Here is a 22,258-nt window from a genome sequence, read left to right as displayed (position 1 = left end):
TCAATCAGCGTGTGCCCCGCCGGCCAGTGTCCGGCGTGTTGTTGCTGGACAAGGGTTTGGGCGAATCGTCCAACCAGGCCTTGCAGCACATCAAGCGCCTGTACCGCGCCGAGAAAACCGGTCACACGGGTACCTTGGATCCTCTGGCCAGCGGCTTGTTGCCTCTGATGTTTGGTGAGGCCACCAAGTTTGCTGCTGACTTGATTGATGCCGACAAAACTTACGAGGCGCGTTTGCGTCTGGGTTTCTCAAGCACAACCGGGGATGCTGAAGGGGTCTTGACGGCAGTGCCGTTTGGTCAGGCCTCGCAGCTTACCTTGGCGCAGTTACAAGGTGTTGCCCAGGGCATGCTGGGTGAGCAAGAACAAGTCCCGCCCATGTTTTCCGCATTGAAGAAAGATGGAAAACCTCTGTACGAATACGCCCGGCAAGGTGTGGAAGTTGAGCGCAAGGCGCGTTCCATTCACATTCATCGCATGGATGTCACGGAATTAACGAACACTGACGGTCACCACGAAGTGGTGCTGAGTGTGACCTGCAGCAAGGGCACTTACGTGCGAACCTTGGCTGAAGATTTTGCGGGCCGACTGGGTACTTCCGCGTACCTGACTGGTTTGAGGCGCACTGGGATTGGCGCATTGTCCGTGGCCCAGGCGTATACGGTGGGGCAGTTGAAGAGCAATGAAGGCGATTTTGACGCGCTGGACGCGCTGCTCAGCCCAGTGGATGCGCTCTTGTCCAGTCTGCCAGCGCTCCATTTGGACGCTGCGCTGGCCAAACGGTTTTCACATGGCCAGCGTGTGCCGGTCGGTGAAGTGATGAATATGTCCGCCATGAGAAGCGGGCGTGTCCGGGTTTATGCAAGTCAACAAACCGGGGCGGGAGAGATGAACGGGTCCGATGGGCAAGCGCCAAGCGTGTTCATGGGTACGGGAAATTTGGAAACTGATGGTCGAGGCGGTCTGCTTCGGCCGGAACGATTGATTCAGGGAATACTATGAGCCGCGCTTTACGCAACATCGCCATCATCGCCCACGTGGACCATGGCAAAACCACGCTGGTTGACCAACTGCTTCGCCAGTCCGGCACCTTCCGCGAGAACGAAAAACTCGAGGAACGCGTGATGGACAGCAACGACATTGAAAAGGAACGTGGCATCACGATCCTGGCCAAAAACTGCGCGGTGGAATACGAAGGCACGCACATCAACATCGTGGACACCCCCGGACACGCCGACTTTGGTGGCGAAGTGGAACGAGTGCTGTCGATGGTTGATTCGGTGTTGCTGCTGGTGGATGCCGTCGAAGGCCCAATGCCTCAGACCCGTTTTGTGACACGCAAGGCCCTGGCGCTGGGCCTCAAGCCCATCGTGGTGGTCAACAAGATTGACCGCCCCGGTGCCCGTGCCGACTGGGTGATCGACCAGACTTTTGACTTGTTCGACAAACTCGGTGCCAACGAAGAGCAACTGGATTTCCCCATCATTTACGCATCAGGCCTGAATGGCTTTGCGGGTGAAACCGCCGACGTGCGCGAAGGCGACATGCGCCCCTTGTTCGAAGCTATTCTGAAATACGTGCCAGTGCGTGACGATGACGCCGAAGGCCCGCTGCAGTTCCAGATTACCTCGTTGGACTACAACAGCTACGTGGGCAAAATTGGTGTGGGCCGTATCAAGCGCGGTACCGTGCGTGCTGGTCAGCAAGTGCTGTGTGCCAATGGCCCCGATGGTGTGCCGTTCACCGGCAAGATCAACCAAGTGTTGAAATTCCGTGGTCTGGAACGTGTGCTGGTTGACCAGGCCGAAGCAGGCGACATCTGTCTGATCAACGGTATTGAAGAGATTGGCATTGGCACCACCATCTGCGCCCCGGATGCCTTGGACCCGCTGCCCGTACTCAGCGTGGATGAGCCCACCTTGACCATGAACTTCATGGTCAACACCTCACCACTGGCAGGCCGTGAAGGCAAGTTCGTGACCAGCCGCCAATTGCGCGATCGTCTGGAACGCGAATTGAAGTCCAACGTGGCCTTGCGCGTGAAGCAGACCGACGATGACACCGTGTTTGAAGTGTCTGGCCGGGGCGAACTGCACCTGACCATTCTGTTGGAGAACATGCGCCGGGAAGGTTACGAGCTGGCTGTGTCACGCCCCCGCGTGGTTTACAAGGACATCGACGGCGTGAAATGTGAGCCCTACGAAAACCTGACTGTGGATGTGGAAGACAGCCACCAGGGTTCCGTGATGGAAGAACTCGGCCGCCGCAAAGGCGACCTGGTGGACATGCAACCGGACGGCAAAGGCCGTGTGCGTCTGGAATACAAGATTCCAGCCCGTGGTTTGATCGGTTTCCAGGGCGAGTTCATGACCATGACCCGCGGCACTGGCTTGATCAGCCACGTGTTTGACCAGTACGGCCCTGTGCGTGAAGGCGGCGTGGCCGAGCGTCACAACGGTGTGCTGATTTCCCAAGACGACGGCGATGCAGTGGCCTACGCCCTGTGGAAACTTCAGGACCGTGGTCGCATGTTTGTCAGCCCTGGTGAAGCGCTGTACGAAGGCATGGTCATCGGCATTCACAGCCGTGACAATGACCTGGTGGTCAACCCCATCAAGGGCAAACAACTGACCAACGTGCGTGCCTCCGGCACGGACGAAGCAGTCCGGCTGGTGCCCCCAATCGCGCTGAATCTGGAATACGCCGTGGAATTCATTGCGGACGATGAACTGGTGGAAATCACCCCCAAGAACATCCGTATCCGCAAGCGTTACCTGAAAGAACACGAGCGTAAAAAGGCCAGCCGCGAGGCCGCGTGAAGCCCAGGCTGCTGTCCGTTGCACCCATGATCGACTGGACGGACCGCCACTGCAGGCGGTTCCACCGGTCGGTCAGCCGGTACACCTGGGTGTACACGGAAATGATCACCACAGGCGCTTTAATCCATGGTGATCGGGCTCGCTTTCTCGCCTACAGTGAGGAAGAGCACCCCGTCGCCTTCCAGATCGGCGGCAGCGACACCGCTGATTTGGCCCAATGCGCCAAATGGGTTGAACAGGCGGGCTACGACGAGTTAAACCTGAATTGCGGCTGCCCCAGTGAACGGGTTCAGAAGGGCTCGTTTGGTGCTTGCCTTATGGCTGAACCTGCATTGGTGGCCGATTGTGTGAAGGCGATGCGAGACGCTTGCACCCTGGAGGTGACAGTCAAACATCGCATTGGCCTTGATTACATCGAAAGCACCCAGCAGTTGCACGACTTTGTCGGGGCTGTCAGCGAAGCTGGCTGCCAAACTTTCATTGTCCATGCCCGCAACGCCGTTCTGAAGGGCCTTTCCCCCAAGGAAAACCGCGAAATTCCGCCCTTGCGGTACCACGTGGTTCAGGAACTCAAGGCCTTGTTTCCCCACCTTCAAATCATCCTCAATGGCGGTATTCAAACGCTGGAGGACATTGAAACCCATTTGCAATGGGCTGACGGTTGCATGATCGGGCGCGAGGCCTACACCAACCCGTGGTTGCTGGCTGCTTTTGACGGGCTGATAGCACAGCGCGCTGCGTGGCCTTTGGGCCAGTTGCCTGATGACGCCCATGTGCAGTCAGCGGATTTCAACCGACACCAAGTGGTGGCTGCCATGCGCAGTTACGTGCATGCGGAATTGGCCAAGGGCGAAAGCCTGCGCAACCTGACCAAGTCTTGGTTAGGTTTGTTCCATGCCCAGCCGGGTGGGCGCTTGTACAGGCAAGTGTTGTCCGACGCCACCCGCCTCAAAGACGGGGGTTGGGATGTTGTCGAAGAGGCCTTGACCAAGGTGATGGCAATTCCCTTGTCAATCGAGAGAGATTGAACTTCTGTTTGGGTGTGGTGACTTAAGGCTCCTGCTTTTACTTCACGAACACCATGACGTCTGAAATCAAACCTGGCTGTGCAATATTCGAACATTGTTTGGAATGGGATGGTCAAACGCCGCCCTCACGGAGTAGTTCTCACTTGATGAACCACGTCTCTGATCTCGGTACCGACGGCAAACTTGTCAAAGGCCACAATGACGTCATTCCCGGGGCAATTCCAGAATCCAACGGACGGCCGGACCTGTCGGCCCGCTTGAACTTTGCCGAGACGCAGAGCCGAAAAGGTCCGTTGACTTTACATGAGCTCCTTGAGCTGTGCGAGATCAGGCATCGGGCCCAACAGGCCAACAACATTACCGAACAAGCAGCTTACCCGGATTGAATAAACCAGCCGGATCAAGGGCCGCCTTGATGGCCAGCATGGCTTGGTAATTGGCGCCGGGTGTGATTTCTCGCAACAGCTCGGCTTTGAGTTGGCCTATGCCGTGTTCCGCAGACACCGTTCCACCACAAGCCACAATCGCACCGTGAACCAAGTCGTTCAGGTGGCTTTGGTGGCTTGCCAGAAAACTGGCCGGGTCTGCGCCGGCTGGGGCTGACAGGTTGAAATGCAGGTTACCGTCGCCCAGGTGACCAAATAGAACAGGACGAACCTCAATGCCCGCTTCTGCAATGGCCGCCAAAGCCCTGCCATGGAAGTCGGGCAAACGCGACACAGCGCAGGCCACATCGTGTTTGACATTCAAGCCGGTTTTCGCCTGGGCTTCAGAAATGTTTTCACGCAGGGCCCACAGTTGGCCTTGTTCTCGCTGATTGCGCGCAAGGGTCACGTTATAAAGTCCGTTCACTTGTTCAGTCAGTGCTTCCAAGGCCTCTTGAACCTCGGCATCCAACGTGGCCTGAGGGGCGGCAGAGGTGAACTCCGCAAGCACGTGGTCACAGCCTGACGGCCCCTGCGGCGCTTTCAATGAAAACTGGGCCTGAACCAAGTCGATCGCCTCAGCATTCATCCACTCATAGCTGCTCAAGGCATGCAAAAGGCGCTGTTGAAGGCCGTTAAGGCAGTCCACCGCACTGTTGATGTCTCTCACATTCAGCCACGCCACTACCTTGCTGCGCGGCGCGGGGAACACTTTCATGCAGGCTGTGGTGATTACGCCCAAGGTGCCTTCTGATCCAATCAACAGGTGTCTAAGGTCATAGCCAGTGTTGTTCTTTCGCAGTCCGCGAAGGTCGCCACACAGTTCGCCCTCTGCATTCACATACTCCACGCCCAGGCACAGTTCCCGTGCATTGCCGTAGCGCAGCACCGCCACGCCACCCGCATTGCTGGCGAGGTTGCCGCCCAAGGTGCAACTGCCTTCAGAGGCCAGGCTCAAAGGAAACAGGTAGCCCTGGGCCGCAGCGTATTCCTGAACTTCGCTCAGGGTGTATCCGGCGCTGGCGGTCAGGCTCAGGTTACTTTCATCCAGACTCAGTACTTCACGCAGTCGGCTGGTTCTCAAGACAACCTCTGGCCGTGTCTTCTCGCCACTGGCGGCCATGGGTACGCTACCGCCCACCAAGCCGGTGTTGCCGCCCTGGGTAGTGATGGCCACATCATGGGCTTTACACAAGCGGACCAAAGTTCTGACTTGTTCCACCGAAGTTGGGCTGACAACAGCCAATGCCGTGCTTTGATAACGCTTGCGCCAATCCATGCAGGCCCGGTTGATCAAGCCTGCATCGGTGCTCACCACGGTGCCCGGCAAGGTTGCCAACAAGGCATCCACAAATTTGGTGCTCATGCTGGCTCCTTCACCTTGGGGCGTTTGTAGGTGCGTGCATACAGGCTGACCGCAGTGAACAAGCCGAGGGTGAGGGCGGTCTCAAGCCCAGCCATCCAACGGGACGCTGCCCCAGGGTCAGACGTAAGCCGAGTAACGCCCTCGGCAAAATAGATCCACACCAGCAACGACACCGCCTGGTAGGTCCGAACCCGCCCCTTCAGTACACCCGGTACAACAAGGAGTAGCGGCAAAACCTTGAGCACCAACCAAGAGCCGCCCGGCCGAATCGGTGCAGCAAACAGTTCCCACACCACACACAGGGCAATGAGAGCGATCAGGCTACCCACTGCCAGCAGGCGATAGCGTTTGCGTTGTTCTTCAATGGTGGTGGCGATCATGGGCGCATGGCCTTCAGTGCGATGGCTGCCTTGGCCAACCGGATGCCTTGGGCACGGGCCAAGGCCCGTTCGTCCTCGCTGACAGGTTCCTGTCCTTGGGGGCCAGTCCAACGTGTGGGGCCATACGGCGTGCCACCGGAGCGGGTGTGGCTCAGCGCCTGTTCCGAGTAGGGGATGCCCATCCACACCATGCCGTGGTGCATGAAGGGCAGAGCCATCGAAATCAAAGTGCTTTCCTGGCCGCCGTGCAAACTGGATGAAGCGGTGAATACACAAAATGGCTTGTTGATCAGCGTGCCAGACATCCAGGCGCCTGCAGTGCCGTCGATGAAATACTTCATGGCGGCAGCCATGTTGCCGAAACGGGTTGGGCTGCCTACGGCCAAGCCATCACAGTCTTGAAGGTCTTGCAGATCGGCGTAGGGTGGGCCTTGCTGCGGAATATCCGGTTCTGTGCTTTCACAGGTGGTAGACACGGCTGGAACCGTGCGCAGGCGGGCCTGTGCACCAGCCACAGAGTCCACCCCGTGGGCGATTTCACGGGCCAAGGCTTCGGTGGCGCCATGTCGGCTGTAATACAACACCAGAATTTCAATCATGTTTGCAGCGTATCATCACGTCATTGATGTGCCATTGTACAAAAGCCCATGTCCACCACGAAGCCTGCAAAGCCCGAGCCCGCAAATTCAGCGTCCCCTAGCCGGTGGATGGGGGTGACTCGTTTGGCCTTGAAAGCCCGCGCTGCTGAATTGAAGCCCACGGACCCGCGCTGGTGGCTGGCCTTTGCGATGTTGGTGATGCGCCGCTTGCGGGAACAAAACCTGCCCCAGGTGGCCGCCAGCCTTACCTTTACAACAGTATTGTCCCTGGTGCCCCTGATTACCGTGGCCTTGGCGGTGTTCACTGCCTTTCCCATGTTTGACCGCATGCAGTCCTCGCTGCAGTCCTACATGTTCGACAGCTTTTTCCCCGAAAACATATCGGCGACGATCAACACCTATGTCAATCAGTTTTCTGCCAAAGCCAAAGGCTTGACGGCAATTGGCACCGTGGTGCTGGTGGTGACTTCGCTGACCACCATGTTCACCGTCGACCGGGTATTCAATCAGATCTGGAACGTGAGCCGCCCCCGCAGCCTCGCCAACAAGGTGGTTCTGTATTGGGCGGTCATCAGTTTTTCGCCAGTGTTGTTGGGCCTGAGCCTGAGCTTGTCGACTGCAGTGATCAGTCAAAACCTCAAGGGTTTCGACTCATCTCAGGGGGGCGTTATTCCCGTGCTGTCTTTGGTGTCATGGGCCATCACCGTGTTCGCGTTTGCCTTTATATACCGCATTGTTCCTAACCGCGCTGTGCATTGGAAGGACGCCTTGGCCGGTGGGGTGGTGGCCGCCGTGCTGTTTGAGGTCAGTAAAAGGGCTTTTGCCGCTTACATCACCCATTTTCCGAGTTACACCGCAGTGTACGGCGCCTTGGCCGCATTCCCGATTTTCCTGCTGTGGATTTACGTGTCATGGATTGTGGTGCTACTGGGTGCAAGCACGGCTGCTGCATTGCCCGTGGCCCGCACGGGTTGTTGGGACTTGGACAGCAGGCCTGGCCAGCGTTGGTTCCAGGGCCTCAGTGTGTTGGCTGAACTGGAAAAGTCACGCCGCAAGGCGCTGCCCGGTATGACCATGGAAGAGTTACGCGTGTTCACCAAAGTACCCCCGGACCAGTTGGATCACATTCTCGCCGCTTTGATGGATGTGGGCGTGGTGGGGCTGCTAGGGGGCGGAAAAGGCAGTGACCGTTACGCAATCATCTGTGCGCCGGAACGGGTCAGTGCTTCGGTGGTTGCACAGGCCCTGTGGTTTGAGTCCTCCCTGGTGGATGATTGGGCCGAGCGTTTGCCACATGTGGCCCAGAAAATGGCCCGCTTTCAGGACGAATTTCTGGAACAACCCAGGCTGTCAGACTGGATTGATGTGCCTTCACCCCAAGGTGTTTTGACTCAGGCATCACCCGAGTGAGTACTCAATACGGGCTCCAAACCCCGTGAATTCGAGGAGAAATGGCCCTGAACCCGGGGAGTTTCCCGAACAGCCCCCCAAAACCGGGGTGAATGGCTCTAATTCGGGCTTTGGGGTTTGGCACCTCACCAAGCTTTGGGTACACTACGTAAGACGAGCCAAAAGCTCTGACATCCAATAATCACAAACAAGCAGTCTGGAGCTGTTATGAGTAACAAAGGGCAACTTTTACAAGACCCGTTTTTGAACCTCCTTCGCAAAGAGCACGTGCCAGTGTCCATTTATTTGGTCAACGGCATCAAGCTTCAGGGGCAAATCGAGTCCTTCGATCAATATGTGGTTCTTCTGCGCAACACGGTGACCCAGATGGTGTACAAGCACGCCATTTCTACCGTGGTTCCTGGACGCGCTGTGACGTTCACCCCTGAGGTGAAAGAGTAACTTGAGCCCATTTTTTCTCCATCGCAGTGCGGATGGACGACGAATGAACCCACCCACGGGGGTCCGATGACCCGAAGCGTGCTGGTGGGTCTCGACCTTGGTCAGCATGAATTCCGGGAAAGTCTGGACGAACTTGCGCTGTTGGCCAAGTCGGCCGGGGCGCAGGTGGTCGCCTGTTTTGCTTCTCGGCGGCGCTCGCCTGACGCGGCTCTGTACATCGGGTCGGGCAAGGCCGAAGAGATTCGTGCTTATTGCGAGGCCGAAGAAGCCGAATTGGTGATCTTCAATCACAGCCTCAGTCCTGCTCAGCAACGCAACCTCGAAAACGCGTTGCAAGTGCGTGTGCTGGATAGAACTGCGCTGATTCTGGACATTTTTGCCATTCGGGCCCAAAGCTTCGAGGGCAAGTTGCAGGTCGAGCTGGCGCAGCTTCAGTACATGGCCAGCCGGCTGGTGCGAAGCCGCGCAGACTTGACCGGCCAGCAAGGTGGTATCGGTATGCGGGGGCCGGGCGAAACCCAGCTTGAAACTGACCGGCGGCTGATCGGTGTGAAAGTCAAGCAACTGCGGGCACGCCTGGACAAACTACAGAAGCAACGGCAAACCCAGCGCCGCCAGCGCGAGAGGCGAGGCCAATTCACTGTGGCCATTGTTGGATACACCAACGCCGGGAAAAGCACCCTGTTCAACGCCATCACCAACGACAAGGCCTACGCGGCCGATCAACTGTTCGCCACGCTGGACACAACCACCCGCCGGGTCTACTTGGGCCCGAGGCGGGATATGGCGCTGTCCGACACGGTGGGGTTCATTCGCGACTTGTCGCATTCGCTGGTTGAGGCGTTCAAGGCTACCCTGGAGTCGGCGGTTCAGGCCGATGTGCTATTGCATGTGGTGGATGCAGGTTCCCCCACGCGTCACACCCAGATTGAGGAAGTCAACAAGGTGCTGGCTGAAATCGGTGCCCAAGAGGTGCCACAGGTGTTGGTCTGGAACAAAATCGATACCTGCGAAAGGCCACCTGAGGTGGAAAGGGGCGAGGATGGTAGACTTTTGTCGGTTGCCGTCAGCGCCCGCTTTGGTTTGGGGTTGGCTGAACTTCGTGCATGCCTGGGGGAACTGGCGGGGCAGTTTTATGCTCCAACACGCGATCCAGGGCAGGACGAGGATTTATCGGCCTGGTGAAAGAGATCAATCGACAATTCAACGCAGCAGGAAACAGCATGTCCATGAATGATCCGGATTGGGGTAGAAACTCCCAGGGCGGTAATCAATCCAACGGCCAGCAGCCCGGCCCGAATGGCCAGGACAACAGGCGACCAGGCCCACAGCGGCCCAATGATGGTCCACCTGATTTGGACGAACTCTGGCGTGATTTCAACAACCGCCTGAATCGACTCTTCGGCAAGAAGGGCGGCGGCCCCGGTGGCCCCAAAGGCCCATTGGGCGGTGGCCCTGCCAATATGCCTTCACCGGGCCGTGGCTTGGCTTTTGGTGTGTTGGCGGGTTTGCTGGTGTGGCTGGCCAGCGGCTTTCACATTGTTCAGGAAGGCCGGGAAGGTGTTGTGCTTCAGTTTGGCAAATACAGCCACACCGAGCCGCCTGGCTTCCGCTGGCGCATGCCATATCCCATCCAGTCGCATGAAGTGATCAACAGTTCGCAAGTGCGCATCATTGAAGTGGGTTACCGAAATGATGTGAAGACCAAGGTGCTGCGTGAATCCTTGATGTTGACCGAAGATGAAAACATCATCGACATCCAGTTTGCAGTGCAGTACCGCCTGAAAGACCCGGGTGCCTATCTCTTTAACACCGCCGACCCTGATGACACGGTGCGGATGGCTGCTGAAACCGCCATTCGGGAAGTCGTGGGCGGCAACAAAATGGACTTTGTGCTGTATGAAGGCCGTGAGCAGGTGGCTTTGGGCTCTCAAGAGTTGATTCAGCAGATTCTGGACCGCTACAACACCGGCATTTTGGTGTCCAGCGTCACAGTTCAGAATGTGCAGCCTCCCGAGCAGGTTCAAGCCTCGTTTGACGATGCGGTCAAGGCTGGTCAGGACCGTGAGCGTCTGAAAAACGATGGTCAGGCCTATGCCAACGATGTCATTCCCCGCGCCCGTGGTAATGCAGCGCGCCTGCTGGAAGAGGCCCAGGGTTATCGGGAGCGCGTGGTGGCCCAATCCGAGGGTGATGCCGCCCGGTTCAGAGCCATTTTGACCGAGTACGACAAGGCCCCCAAAGTGATGCGCGACCGGATGTACATCGACGCCATGCAGGAAGTTTACTCCAGCGTGACCAAGGTGATGGTGGACAGCAAAAGCAACAGCCAGTTGCTGTACTTGCCTTTGGACAAGTTGATTGAAAAAAGTGCACCTGCGGCTGGGGCTGCTTCCAGTGCTGCCGCGTCTGCACCCGTAAACCGCGGTGAAACTTCGGCAGAGGCTTCTGCCAAGGCGGCCGCCGATGTCGATGGCCTGCGCGATGCATTGCGTAACCGTGATCGAGGAGCTCGTTAATCATGCCCAGAATGTTTGTAGTCATCGCTGCGGCCTTGGTGGGGCTGTTCTTTGCCAACACCTGCCTGTATGTGGTGGACCAGCGCCAGTTCGCAATTGTGTTTGCACTGGGGCAGGTTGACCAAGTGCGCACCGAGCCTGGTTTGTATTTCAAATTGCCCGCGCCCTTGCAAAATGTGGCGTTTTTCGACAAGCGTCTTCAAACCCTGGATACCCCAGAGGCAGAGCGTTTCATCACCTCTGAAAAGAAGAACCTCTTGGTCGATTCGTACATCAAGTGGCGTATCGTCGACCCCCGGCTGTATTTTGTGCGATTGAACGGGGATTCCCGGCTGGCGGCCAGCCGCATGAGCCAAGTCGTCAAGTCGGCCTTGAACGAGGAAATCACCAAACGCACGGTGCCACAGATGATTTCAGCCCAACGCACGGCTGTGATGACCTCCGTGGTGGAGAAGGTGAAGGACGAAGCGGCCGAAATTGGGGTTCAGATTGTGGATGTGCGCTTGAAGCGCGTGGATTTGCTGCCTGAAGTCAGTGAGTCCGTGTTCCGCCGCATGGAAGCCGAGCGCAAACGGGTGGCCAATGATCTGCGTGCTACGGGTGCCGCAGAGGCCGAGCAAATCAGGGCTGATGCGGACAAGCAGCGCGAAGTAATCCTTGCCCAAGCGTACAAGGAAGCGCAAACAATCAAGGGGGAGGGTGATGCGAAGGCCGCTTCCATTTATAATGCGTCTTTTGGCCGCAATCCGGAGTTCTTCTCCTTCTACCGCAGTCTTGAAGCCTACAAGAAAACCCTGGCTTCAAAACAGGACGTGATGGTTGTGGACCCCAAGTCCGATTTCTTCAAGTTCATGCAGCGTCAAGGCAACTGAAGAACCCCGTGAAGGGCAGGCCTGCCGGGCCTGTCCTGCTCACTGAAGGCCAAATCTGTTTTGTGGGGCTGACCGCCTTTTGGGCGGCTTCGGCCCTTTTTGCCGTTTTTGGCTCTCGCCTGTCTTGAGCTCAAACACTGGAATTTGTCATGTCTGCTTGGCTTTTGCCTGAGTCTGTTGCTGATGTGCTGCCCTCCGAGGCGCGCCGCATCGAAGAATTGCGAAGGGTTCTGCTGGACCGTTTTCGTGTGTATGGCTACGAGTTGGTCATGCCCCCCATGCTGGAGTACACCACCTCCTTGTTGGCCAAGGCGGATGATTCGCTGGACCTTCGTACCTTCAAGTTGCTGGACCAGGCCAGCGGCCGCATGTTGGGCCTGCGTGCCGACACCACACCCCAAGTGGCCCGCATTGATGCTCACATTTTGAACCGCAGCGGTGCAACCCGCCTGTGTTACTGCGGCCCGGTGTTGCACACCCAGGCCCTGGGCCTGCACACCACCCGCGAGCCGTTGCAGTGCGGCGCGGAGCTGTATGGGTGTGGTGGCATGGAAGCCGATTTGGAAATCCTGAATTTGGCGCTGGATACCCTGAGCCTGTCTGGCTTGACTGGGTTCCGCCTGGCCTTGTCCCACGCTGGTTTGTTGGATGCGGTGGTGGATGGGGCAGGGTTGCGCAGCGAACAGGTCCGCGCCATTCACAGCCTGTTGGGCCACAAGGACACAGCGGCTCTTCAAGCCATGGCGGCTGCTTTGCCCGAGCAGGTGCGCAAGCCCGTGGTGGCATTGGCTTCGCTGTACGGCGGCATCGGCGGCTCCGCATGTACGTTGGCCCGCGCCCGTCAGGTATTGCCAGTCACTGGCCCGGTAACGCGAATTCTGGATGAGTTGCAGACCCTCGTTGAACGTTTGGCCGACACGGCGCCAGCCTTGCCTGCTGTGCAGGTGGACCTGGCCGACCTCGCGAATTTCGACTACCACAGTGGACTGCTGTTTTCAGCTTATGTGGATGGATGCCCCAATGCTGTGTTGAGGGGCGGCCGTTACGACGACGTGGGTGCCGTGTATGGGCGCGCCCGTGCGGCAACAGGCTTTTCTGTGGACCTGCGCGAATTGGTGGGCTTGCAGCGCGCCCGTGTGCAGGCCAAGCCGGCTATACGTGCGCCTTGGGTGTATGACCCGGCACTGATTGCAGCCATTCGCCAATTGCGCAGTCAGGGTGAAGTGGTGGTGCAGTCCTTGCCCAACACCGCCCATGAGGAAGAAGAATTTGTATGTGATCGGCAGTTGGTGCTGGTCGGCAACACTTGGACAGTCGCACCGATGGGTGCAAGTCAGGAGATCAAGCAATGAGTTTTCGCAATGTGGTGGTGATCGGAACCCAGTGGGGCGACGAGGGTAAGGGCAAGGTGGTCGATTGGATGACTGACCACGCTCAAGGCGTGGTGCGCTTCCAAGGTGGACACAATGCCGGCCACACGCTGGTGATTGGCGGCAAGAAAACCATTCTGCGTCTGATTCCTTCCGGTATTCTGCGCCCGGATGTTCAAGTCTTCATTGGCAACGGTGTGGTGCTGTCGCCTGAGGCGTTGTTGTCTGAAATTGACGAGCTGCAGGCCGGTGGCATTGCGGTGGAAAGCCGCTTGAAAATCAGCGAGGCCTGCCCTTTGATTCTGGACCATCATGTGGCCTTGGACAAAGCCCGCGAAGCCAAACGGGGCGAGAGCAAAATCGGCACCACTGGCCGAGGCATTGGCCCCGCCTATGAAGACAAAGTGGCGCGCCGCGCCCTGCGTGTTCAAGACCTGTTCAACCCTGAGAAATTCCGCGCCAAGCTTGAGGAAGTGCTGGATTATCACAACTTCGTGTTGACCCAGTACCTGGGTGCCGAACCAGTGAGTGCGCAGGCGGTGTTTGACAAGGCCATGGCGTTGGCCCCCCGAATTCGCAACATGGTTGCTGATGTGCCCAGCCTGTTGCAAAAGGCCAATGACGAAGGCAAAAACCTGCTGTTCGAGGGTGCGCAAGGCGCGCTGCTGGACATTGACCACGGTACGTTCCCCTTTGTGACCAGCTCCAACTGCATCGCTGGTGCCGCGTCACCCGGTGCGGGGGTTGGCCCTCAGCGTCTGCAGTATGTCCTGGGTATCACCAAGGCCTATGCGACGCGCGTGGGTTCTGGCCCATTCCCGACCGAGCTGTTTTGCGACACGGGCATGCACTTGGCCAAGAAGGGCAATGAGTTTGGCTCTGTGACGGGCCGTCCCCGTCGCTGTGGCTGGTTTGATGCCGCCGCGTTGCGCCGCACGATCCAGCTCAACGGCGTCAGTGGCCTGTGTATTACCAAGCTGGACGTGTTGGATGGCCTGAGCGAGATCAAACTGGGCGTGGGTTATCGACTGGCCGATGGTACAGAGACTGACATCCTGCCTTTTGGCAGCGACAAAGTTGAGGGCTGTACGCCCATTTTCGAAACCTTCAAGGGCTGGAGTGGTACCACCTTTGGTGTAAAAACCTACGAAGGCTTGCCCGATGAAGCCAAAGCCTACCTGGCCCGTATGCAGGAAGTGTGTGGTGTGCCCGTGGACATGATTTCCACAGGCCCTGACCGCGACGAAACCATTGTCCTGCGCCATCCCTTTAAGGTTTAATGTCGAACAGGTGCATTGGGCCTGTCTGGCTGAATGCACCTGTGAGCAACCTGTCTTTGCCCAAGCCAAATTCCTGTCTGAAGCCATCAGGTTGCAGGTCCGGCGTTTGCCGGTTGTCCCAATCCCGACGAGGGGTGGATGAACAAGCTTCATGTGTCCTATGCTGATTACCATGGTCTGATTGATCAGGTCATCGCACGCGTGCTTGAAGGGCCATGGAGGCCCGATTTCATCATGGGGGTATCCCGGGGTGGGTTGATGCTTGCCGACGGCCTGTCGCGTGTTTTAAAGCGCCCCATGGCTGTGGTTGCAGCGCAGTCATATCAAGACGGTGGTGATGGGGCCGGTACCGAGCAAGGGTCCTTGAAAATTTCCGCGTCAGTGGCTTCCGTTGAGCCTGTTCAAGGGCGTGTGTTGTTGGCGGACGATTTGCTGGATTCGGGTGCAACCATGCGTGCCTTGGTGGCCCACTTGCAGAATGCGTCGACGGACATCGACGAATTGAAAACAGCGGTGATCTGGGTGAAGCCAAACGCAGTATTTGAACCAGACTATGCCGCCGTCAGAATGCAGCGGGATGAATGGATTGTTCAGCCGTTCGAAATGCGCGATTTTTCATGACCCAGGTGCGTGAATGTCACAAGACCGAAGCACCAATGCACGAAAGTGCACACATTGAGCAGGGAGCTCAACACATGACGACCAAAACAGGGGATTATTTAACCAACGCAGTGCTTGAAGATAACCTTCAGCGTTGGTGCCCAGGAGAGGACTCGAACCTCCACAGTGTTGCCACCACTAGGACCTGAACCTAGCGCGTCTACCAATTCCGCCACCTGGGCAACAGGTGAAGTCGGCATTTTAATGAAAAAAAAACTTTTGTCAATGTATAAACCAGAAATAAAAATTCCCAGTCGTGAAGACATCCTCGCTGTTCTTCGCCAAAGTCAGTCTCCTTTGACCCGTGAGCAGGTGTTTGAACACCTAAAACTCTCGGAAGATCAGATACCTATCATCGAGCGTCGTTTGAGTGCCATGGAGCGTGACGGCCAACTCATGCCCAACCGAAAGGGGCTTTTGTTGCTGTCCACCAAACTGGATTTTGTCGCGGGCAAGGTGCTTGGCCACCGCGATGGCTTCGGTTTTTTGAACCGTGACGACCGTGGGCCGGATATTTTCCTCAGTCCGCGTGAAATGCAGAAGGTGCTGCACGGTGACCGGGTGTTGGTGCGCATCATCGGCACAGACCACCGTGGCAAGCCCGAGGGCACCATTGTTGAGGTGACCGAGCGACGAACAAACCGCCTCGTTGGCCGTTTGGTGTCAGAGCGGGGAATTTTGCTGGTCATCCCCGAGGATCAGCGCATCAAGCACGACATTCTGGTCAGCCCCAAGGATGTGGGCCAGGCGACGTCGGGCCAAGTGGTCACGGTGGAAATTGTCGAACAGCCCAGCCGCCACACTCAGCCCATAGGCCGGGTGGTTGAGGTGCTTGGGGAAATGGATGACCCGGGGATGGAGATCGAGATTGCGGTTCGCAAGTTCGATGTCCCTTATGAATTCGACCACCTGACCATGAACCAGGCAGAAAGCCTGCCTGCCGAGGTGGAGTACAAAGACCTCAAAGGCCGTGTTGATCTTCGTGATGTGCCCTTTGTCACCATTGATGGCGAAGATGCCCGTGACTTCGACGACGCGGTGTATTGCACGCCTGCTGCCGGTGCCAAGGGGTCATGGCGTTTGCTGGTGGCCATTGCCGATGTAAGCCACTATGTGGAGCCCGGTACACCGATTGATCAAGAAGCCACCAAGCGTGGCACGTCGGTGTATTTTCCCCGGCGCGTGATTCCCATGCTTCCCGAGAAGCTGTCCAACGGCCTGTGTTCGCTCAACCCCCATGTTGACCGCTTGGTGTTGGTGTGCGACATGGTGATCGGCCCCAAAGGCGCGTTGAAGGGTTACCAGTTCTATAACGCGGTGATCCACTCGGCGGCCCGTCTGACCTACACGCAGGTGTGGGATGCATTGACCGACCCCCAGAGCATGGGCGCCAAGGCCATGGGCGGTACGCTGGGCGACTTGGACAATCTGTATGCCCTGTACAAGGTGCTGTTTGAGGCGCGGCAGAAGCGCGGAGCCATGGAAATCGAAACCGTGGAAACCCAGGTGTTGCTGGGGCCGGACAGCAAGATTGAGCGCATTGTGCCCAAGCGCCGCAACGATGCCCACCGCTTGATTGAGGAATGTATGCTGGCCGCCAACGTGTGCGCGGCTGATTTCCTGGAGCGCAGCAAGCACCCGGCCTTGTTCAGGGTGCATGAAGGGCCGACGGTTGAGAAACTGCAAAACCTGCGGGCGTTCCTGAAAACCGTGGGTTTGACCTTGGAAGGCGGTGAAGACCCCAGCAGCAAGGACTATGCAGAGCTGATGAAAAAGGTGGCGGGCAGGCCCGATCAGGAGCTGCTGCAAAGCATGATTCTGCGCTCCATGCAGCAGGCCATTTACACCCCGCACAACAGCGGCCACTTTGGCTTGGCGTACCCGGCGTATGCGCACTTCACTTCGCCCATCCGACGTTACCCGGACTTGATGGTTCACCGGGCCATCAAGGCTTTGTTGGCCAGCAAGCGCTATGTGCCGATGCCGCTGGATGAGCGAGAGTTCGAGGACTTCAACCCCAAACGCAAGATCGACAAAAGCGAGGAAATCGCCCGATGGGATCAAGCAGGGATGTGGTTCTCATCCACTGAACGACGTGCTGATGAAGCATCGCGCGATGTGATGAGCTGGCTCAAGTGCTTCTTCATGAAGGAGAAGGTGGGCGATACATTCCAAGGCCATGTCACTGGTGTGACATCCTTTGGATTATTCGTGACGCTGGACTCCTTGTTTGTTGAAGGCTTGGTGCACGTGAGCGAGTTGGGCAGCGAGTACTTCCAGTACAACGATGGGCTGCACGAGCTGCGCGGTGAGCGCAGCGGTATTCGATACCGTTTGACTGACGCCATTCATGTGCAGATTTCGCGGGTGGACTTGGACGCCCGCCGCATTGAATTCAGGCTGGTTCAGGGCATGAAGTTTGAGCAGTTTGTGCGCGACAGTGCCCCCAAGGCCCATGGACGGCCCGGCAAAGGTGGCCGCCGCAGCAACCCGGAAGCCTTGGCGCAGGATGTGACCGCGGCTGGATTGACGGCACCCGTGTTGCCCCCCGCCGAACGTGGCGGTGCTGGGCGTACCCGTGGAGGCAACAAAAAGCAGGCCGCCAATGAAAGCCGCACCAAAAGTGCCGCTGAAAAGCAGCGTCGCGATGAAATACAGAAGGCCAAGCGTGTTGCCCGTGCAAAGCCTGCTGCAGCGTCTAAAATGCGCTCTGGTCGAAAAAAATAAGACGCACCCAAAGGAATATCTGTGGCAATTCTGTATGGTTTTCATGCCGTGCTGGCGCGGGTCAAGTCGGCCCCGTCCAGCGTCGAAGAGGTGTTGGTGGATTCCAGCCGACGCGACAAGCGCATGCAGCAATTCATCGACAAGGTGCAGGCCGCTGGCCTGAAATGCAGCGCGGTGGATGCGGACCGGCTGGAAAAAGCCGCCGGTCATCGCCAGCACCAAGGCGTAGTGGCCTTTGCCAAGACCGTGGCCAAGTCGGATGATCTGTTTGAAATCATCACAACCCACGGGAAAAACACCCTGTTGCTGGTGCTTGACGGCATCACCGACCCGCATAACCTTGGGGCTTGCTTGCGCAGCGCCGATGCAGCGGGTGTACATGCGGTGGTGTTGCCCAAGGACAAAAGCGTAGGTGTAACGCCTGTGGTGGCCAAAGTGGCCAGTGGCGCGGCTGAAACCATGCCTGTCATTACCGTGACCAACCTGGCGCGTACCCTTCAAGAGATTCAAGACGCGGGTGTGTGGTGTATTGGCACCGCGGGTGAAACCGAACGCACCTTGTACGACGTCGACCTCAAAGGGCCGATTGCCTGGGTGATGGGGGCCGAGGGCGAGGGCTTAAGACGCCTGACCCGCGAACGGTGCGATGAATTGGTTCAAATTCCGATGGTGGGCACGGTGGAAAGCCTGAATGTGTCTGTGGCTAGTTCGGTGTGTCTGTTTGAAACCCTCAGGCAGCGCCAGTTTGCCCGTGCGTGACTGCACCCCATCTCTGCTTTTTCCGTTGACAACTCCTAACCCCTCGAACTGAACAATGGAACAACTCACTCTGGATCCGACGCCACCCAACGGTGATGACCCGGATGCAATTACCTTGGGTCTGTACGCGGAACGGGCGTATCTCGATTACGCCGTGTCTGTGGTCAAGGGGCGGGCTCTGCCCGAATGTGCCGATGGTCAGAAGCCAGTGCAGCGGCGCATCCTGTTTGCCATGAATGAAATGGGCTTGGGGCCCACGTCCAAGCCTGTGAAGTCGGCCCGTGTGGTGGGCGATGTACTGGGTAAATACCATCCACATGGTGACCAGGCTGCTTACGAAGCGCTGGTGCGCATGGCGCAGGATTTCACCCTGCGTTACCCCCTGATTGACGGGCAGGGCAACTTCGGCAGCCGCGATGGTGATGGCGCTGCGGCCATGCGTTACACCGAAGCCCGATTGACGCCCATCTCCCGCCTGTTGCTCGATGAAGTGGACATGGGCACGGTTGATTTCGTGGCCAACTACGATGGCAGCATGACCGAACCCAAGCTGCTGCCAGCCCGTTTGCCCTTTGTGCTGCTCAACGGTGCACAGGGCATTGCTGTGGGCATGGCCACAGACATTCCCCCGCACAATCTGCGTGAAGTGGCTGCGGCCACCATTCACCTGATCAAACACCCGAATGCAGGGCTGGACACCATTCTTGGCCTGATGCCTGCGCCCGATTTTCCGGGTGGCGCCCAAATCATTTCCGGCGCATCGGTGTTGCGTGACATCTACGAGGGTGGCCGCGGTTCCATCAAGGTCAGGGCCCGCTGGGCGGTGGAAGAGCTGGCGCGTGGCCAGTGGCAGTTGGTGGTCAATGAGTTGCCACCCAACACCAGTGCTGCCAAGGTGCTGGAAGAGATTGAAGAGTTGACCAACCCCAAGGTGAAGACTGGCAAGAAAAGCCTGACCACGGACCAACAGAACCTGAAAGCGCAGGTGTTGGGGGTGTTGGATGCAGTGCGGGATGAATCGGGCAAACAGCATGCGGTTCGCCTGGTTTTTGAACCGAAAAGCCGCAATGTCTCGGTGGATGAGTTTGCGAACCTGCTGCTGAGCCACACCAGCCTGGAAACCAATGTGTCGATTAACCTCGTCAGCATTGACAACAGTGGACGGCCTGGCCAGCGTGGCCTGCTGGCCATGTTGCTGGACTGGATTGCTTTCCGGCAAGTGTGTGTGACCCGTCGCAGTCAACATCGCCTTGCGCAGGTCAATGACCGAATGCACGTGCTGGAAGGCCGTTTGATTGCCTGGTTGAACATCGATGAGGTGATCAAGGTGATTCGCGAAAGCGATGAACCCAAGCCCGCCTTGATGCAGAAGTTCAAGCTGAGCGAACGCCAGGCAGAGGATATTCTTGAGATCCGGTTGAGGCAGTTGGCGCGCCTGGAGAAAATCCGGATCGAGCAAGAGCTGGCTAAACTGGCCGAGGAAAAGGCTGACCTGGAAGGCTTGCTGGCCGACCCAGGCAAACTCGACAGCCGGATTGTGGCTGAAATCAGGAAGGATGCTGACACCTACGGCGATGCCCGCCGAACCTTGCTGGAAGAGGCTGAAAAGGCGTCGGTGGAAGTCAGGATTCCCGAGGAGCCCACCACGGTAATCGTGTCTCAAAAGTATTGGATTCGTAACCGCCAAGGGCATGGCCATGACCAAGGGCAGTTCACTTTCAAAGTGGGCGATGGGCTGTACGGTGCCTTTGAATGCAAAACCACCGACAACACCTACCTGTTTGGCGCCGGTGCTGCCCGTGGCAAGGTGTTCACGGTGCCTGTGAGCACGTGGCCGGGCGGGCGTGGCGATGGTTTACCCGCGCCAAGCGTGGTTGAGTTGGGCGGCGGCACATTGGCCCATGCTTTGGCTGTACCATCAGGCACGCCGCTGTTGTTGGCTGGGTCGGGCGGCTATGGTTTTGTGTGCCAAGCCTCCAATTTGGACAGCCGCTTGAAAGCAGGTAAGCAGTTTGTGTCGATCAATGAGGGCGAGCACTTGCTCAAGCCTGTGATGCTTGCGCCCACGGATGATCGAGTTGCTGTGATGTCCAAGGCGGGGCGTTTCCACGTGTTTACGCTGGATGAGGTCAAGACACTGGCCGGCGGTGGGCGAGGCGTCCAGTTGTTGCCTTTGGAAGAGGGTGATGAGTTGATCGCCTGCGTGGCGTTTGGGCCAGCTCAGGCGCTCGTGGTTCAAGGGCTTGGCCGGGGCGGAAAAGAGAAAGAGGAAGTGATCAAACCCGCTGAATTGGCTGAACGTTTGGGCAAACGGGGCCGCAAGGGTCGCGAGCTTGACATCAAGCTCAAACCCGTCAATCTGATCAAACAGGTGGTTTGACGCGGCTTTGGCTCAGGCTCGGGCCGTGGTTTTCCACACCGCCTCGGGCCTGAGCTGAACAATCACGTTGTCTCGGGGCAGGGCGGTTTGAATTTCAAAGCCGGGTGTGGATGTGTCGCGGGCAATGGGTTGAACCAGAGGAATGCCGATCGGGTTCACAATACTCAGCACCAAAGGCGACGCGGCCTGAGTGCCCCGTTTCACCACCAGCGCAGTTTCCCCGTTGGCCAGTTTCACATAGCAGCCTGGCGGGTAAATGCCCACCTCCTTGATCAGGGCCTGCGGGAAGGGGTTGCGCGGGTCCTTCCCTTCATCCAGAAACAGGGATTTGGCCGCTTGATGCGCGGTCATCGGGCGACGGTAGGCCCGGGCACTGACCTTGGCTGCGAAGATGTCCGTTGTTCGCAGCAGCAGGGCTTCAGGCCTTGGGGTCTGAATTTTGTTGGGATAACCTTTGCCGTCCAGGTACTCATGGTGATCCAACACAATGTCCAGCCACAGGGGGTCCTTGATGCCCAATTCCTCCAGCATGGCTCGGCTTTTGGCTGGGTGGCCATCAATGGTTTGGCGTTGCGCAGGGCTTAACGGCGCGGACTGATTGCACAGCACCAGTTGCAGGCCCAGCAGTGCAATATTCATGGTCAGTGCGGCGCACCTCAAGCTTTCCATGGTTTCTTGGGGCCAACCCATGCGGCGGCCCACCAGGTGGACAAGAATGGCGCAATGCAGGCTGTGCACAACCGGGTATTTGCGCTGGTCCATCCAGATCAAGGTGGCCAATGCGAAGTCGGGGCTTAAGTCCACCAAATGCACCACTTCCCGAGACACGTTGCGCACATCGGTCTCGAACTGGCCGTCACGATTCGGGCGGGCCAGGCAAACCGTGAGGTGCATTTCCATGGCATGCCAGAGTTCAAAGGGATTCAGGTGGGTGTTGCACTCGGGCGGGTTGGTGGCTTTGAGCGCCTCGCTGTCCACAAACATGCCGCGTTCCAGCAGGCTTTCAAGCTGGCCGCGATTGGAAATGACATACCCCTTGCACAGCAGCAGCTTGCCGTCTTCGTCATACACATTCCACGGCAGAGGCCGTTCAAGGTGCAGGTGACTCTCGCGTAGTCGTTGCATGCGCATGGGTGTCTCCGTGGTGCAGTATTCACGGCGTGGAGGGGGGGGTGACGGTCTCGTGAGCTGTGTACGCTTGACCACTTTGACGTTTGGTGCTGC

General features: G+C 57.8%; 19 protein-coding genes and 1 tRNA gene. 15 read left to right on the top strand and 5 right to left on the bottom strand.

What is annotated here, in order from left to right:
• Positions 1 to 11: 11 nt before the first annotated feature.
• The 4 genes from truB to ACK4FF_RS14285 all read left to right on the top strand — a co-directional run bounded on the left by truB (position 12) and on the right by ACK4FF_RS14285 (position 4,232).
• Positions 12 to 1,001: a tRNA pseudouridine(55) synthase TruB gene (truB, locus tag ACK4FF_RS14300; protein ID WP_409710841.1), complete on the top strand. Its 990-nt coding sequence runs from the start codon at positions 12 to 14 to the stop codon at positions 999 to 1,001.
• Entirely contained in the window at positions 998 to 2,818 is a 1,821-nt protein-coding gene (gene typA, locus ACK4FF_RS14295; RefSeq protein WP_409710746.1) for a translational GTPase TypA, read from the top strand. The genes truB and typA overlap by 4 nt, the downstream gene beginning before the upstream one ends.
• A 26-nt stretch (positions 2,819 to 2,844) precedes the next feature.
• On the top strand, positions 2,845 to 3,846 hold the full coding sequence (gene dusA, locus ACK4FF_RS14290) for a tRNA dihydrouridine(20/20a) synthase DusA (RefSeq protein WP_409710839.1): 1,002 nt from the start codon (positions 2,845 to 2,847) through the stop codon (positions 3,844 to 3,846).
• Between the two features lie 143 nt (positions 3,847 to 3,989).
• On the top strand, positions 3,990 to 4,232 hold the full coding sequence (locus ACK4FF_RS14285) for a hypothetical protein (RefSeq protein WP_409710743.1): 243 nt from the start codon (positions 3,990 to 3,992) through the stop codon (positions 4,230 to 4,232).
• On the opposite strand, the gene ACK4FF_RS14280 is transcribed toward ACK4FF_RS14285, so the two are convergent.
• Genes ACK4FF_RS14280 through wrbA form a run of 3 tightly spaced genes read right to left on the bottom strand, consistent with a single transcriptional unit; the run spans position 4,204 to position 6,616 of the window.
• Positions 4,204 to 5,637 carry an FAD-binding oxidoreductase gene (locus tag ACK4FF_RS14280; RefSeq protein WP_409710740.1) on the bottom strand — a complete coding sequence of 478 codons (1,434 nt, stop codon included), beginning with the start codon at positions 5,635 to 5,637 and terminating at the stop codon, positions 4,204 to 4,206. The genes ACK4FF_RS14285 and ACK4FF_RS14280 overlap by 29 nt on opposite strands.
• Complete coding sequence (locus ACK4FF_RS14275; RefSeq protein ID WP_409710737.1) at positions 5,634 to 6,017, bottom strand: DUF2069 domain-containing protein; 384 nt, start codon at positions 6,015 to 6,017, stop codon at positions 5,634 to 5,636. The genes ACK4FF_RS14280 and ACK4FF_RS14275 overlap by 4 nt, the downstream gene beginning before the upstream one ends.
• Entirely contained in the window at positions 6,014 to 6,616 is a 603-nt protein-coding gene (gene wrbA, locus ACK4FF_RS14270) for an NAD(P)H:quinone oxidoreductase (protein WP_409710734.1), read from the bottom strand. The genes ACK4FF_RS14275 and wrbA overlap by 4 nt, the downstream gene beginning before the upstream one ends.
• Positions 6,617 to 6,664: 48 nt before the next feature.
• Here wrbA and ACK4FF_RS14265 point away from each other — a divergent pair, with 48 nt between their 5' ends.
• The 8 genes from ACK4FF_RS14265 to ACK4FF_RS14230 all read left to right on the top strand — a co-directional run bounded on the left by ACK4FF_RS14265 (position 6,665) and on the right by ACK4FF_RS14230 (position 15,129).
• On the top strand, positions 6,665 to 8,026 hold the full coding sequence (locus ACK4FF_RS14265; RefSeq protein ID WP_409710731.1) for a YihY family inner membrane protein: 1,362 nt from the start codon (positions 6,665 to 6,667) through the stop codon (positions 8,024 to 8,026).
• A gap of 207 nt (positions 8,027 to 8,233) precedes the next feature.
• Positions 8,234 to 8,467, top strand: coding sequence for an RNA chaperone Hfq (gene hfq, locus ACK4FF_RS14260; protein WP_130556060.1), 234 nt, complete (start codon positions 8,234 to 8,236; stop codon positions 8,465 to 8,467).
• 66 nt (positions 8,468 to 8,533) lie between these two features.
• Complete coding sequence (hflX, locus tag ACK4FF_RS14255) at positions 8,534 to 9,652, top strand: GTPase HflX (RefSeq protein WP_409710728.1); 1,119 nt, start codon at positions 8,534 to 8,536, stop codon at positions 9,650 to 9,652.
• 38 nt (positions 9,653 to 9,690) lie between these two features.
• On the top strand, positions 9,691 to 10,986 hold the full coding sequence (hflK, locus tag ACK4FF_RS14250; RefSeq protein ID WP_409710724.1) for an FtsH protease activity modulator HflK: 1,296 nt from the start codon (positions 9,691 to 9,693) through the stop codon (positions 10,984 to 10,986).
• A gap of 2 nt (positions 10,987 to 10,988) precedes the next feature.
• The gene (hflC, locus tag ACK4FF_RS14245; protein WP_409710721.1) at positions 10,989 to 11,858 is read left to right on the top strand and encodes a protease modulator HflC; all 870 of its coding nucleotides are present in this window, start codon (positions 10,989 to 10,991) and stop codon (positions 11,856 to 11,858) included.
• Positions 11,859 to 12,007: 149 nt separating this feature from the next.
• Positions 12,008 to 13,210, top strand: a complete 1,203-nt coding sequence (locus tag ACK4FF_RS14240) for an ATP phosphoribosyltransferase regulatory subunit (RefSeq protein WP_409710718.1) — start codon at positions 12,008 to 12,010, stop codon at positions 13,208 to 13,210.
• On the top strand, positions 13,207 to 14,508 hold the full coding sequence (locus ACK4FF_RS14235) for an adenylosuccinate synthase (RefSeq protein WP_409710715.1): 1,302 nt from the start codon (positions 13,207 to 13,209) through the stop codon (positions 14,506 to 14,508). Before ACK4FF_RS14240 ends, ACK4FF_RS14235 begins: the two co-directional genes overlap by 4 nt.
• A gap of 138 nt (positions 14,509 to 14,646) precedes the next feature.
• On the top strand, positions 14,647 to 15,129 hold the full coding sequence (locus ACK4FF_RS14230; protein ID WP_409710712.1) for a phosphoribosyltransferase: 483 nt from the start codon (positions 14,647 to 14,649) through the stop codon (positions 15,127 to 15,129).
• 134 nt (positions 15,130 to 15,263) lie between these two features.
• Here ACK4FF_RS14230 and ACK4FF_RS14225 read toward each other — a convergent pair.
• A tRNA-Leu gene (locus ACK4FF_RS14225) sits at positions 15,264 to 15,350 on the bottom strand.
• Between the two features lie 43 nt (positions 15,351 to 15,393).
• Between ACK4FF_RS14225 and rnr the strand changes: the two genes are divergently transcribed.
• The 3 genes from rnr to parC are packed head-to-tail and all read left to right on the top strand — an operon-like array spanning position 15,394 to position 21,034.
• Complete coding sequence (rnr, locus tag ACK4FF_RS14220; RefSeq protein ID WP_409710709.1) at positions 15,394 to 17,895, top strand: ribonuclease R; 2,502 nt, start codon at positions 15,394 to 15,396, stop codon at positions 17,893 to 17,895.
• Positions 17,896 to 17,916: 21 nt separating this feature from the next.
• Complete coding sequence (rlmB, locus tag ACK4FF_RS14215) at positions 17,917 to 18,654, top strand: 23S rRNA (guanosine(2251)-2'-O)-methyltransferase RlmB (RefSeq protein WP_409710706.1); 738 nt, start codon at positions 17,917 to 17,919, stop codon at positions 18,652 to 18,654.
• Positions 18,655 to 18,709: 55 nt separating this feature from the next.
• The gene (gene parC / locus ACK4FF_RS14210; protein WP_409710703.1) at positions 18,710 to 21,034 is read left to right on the top strand and encodes a DNA topoisomerase IV subunit A; all 2,325 of its coding nucleotides are present in this window, start codon (positions 18,710 to 18,712) and stop codon (positions 21,032 to 21,034) included.
• Between the two features lie 12 nt (positions 21,035 to 21,046).
• Here parC and ACK4FF_RS14205 read toward each other — a convergent pair whose 3' ends face one another.
• Positions 21,047 to 22,165 carry an HD-GYP domain-containing protein gene (locus ACK4FF_RS14205; protein ID WP_409710700.1) on the bottom strand — a complete coding sequence of 373 codons (1,119 nt, stop codon included), beginning with the start codon at positions 22,163 to 22,165 and terminating at the stop codon, positions 21,047 to 21,049.
• Positions 22,166 to 22,258 lie beyond the last annotated feature (93 nt).

The sequence above is a fragment of the Limnobacter sp. genome (assembly GCF_046297615.1).
In the GTDB taxonomy this organism is placed as follows: domain Bacteria; phylum Pseudomonadota; class Gammaproteobacteria; order Burkholderiales; family Burkholderiaceae_B; genus Limnobacter.
Note: the sequence above shows the minus strand (reverse complement) of the source record. Positions and strands in the feature narration are given on the sequence as shown.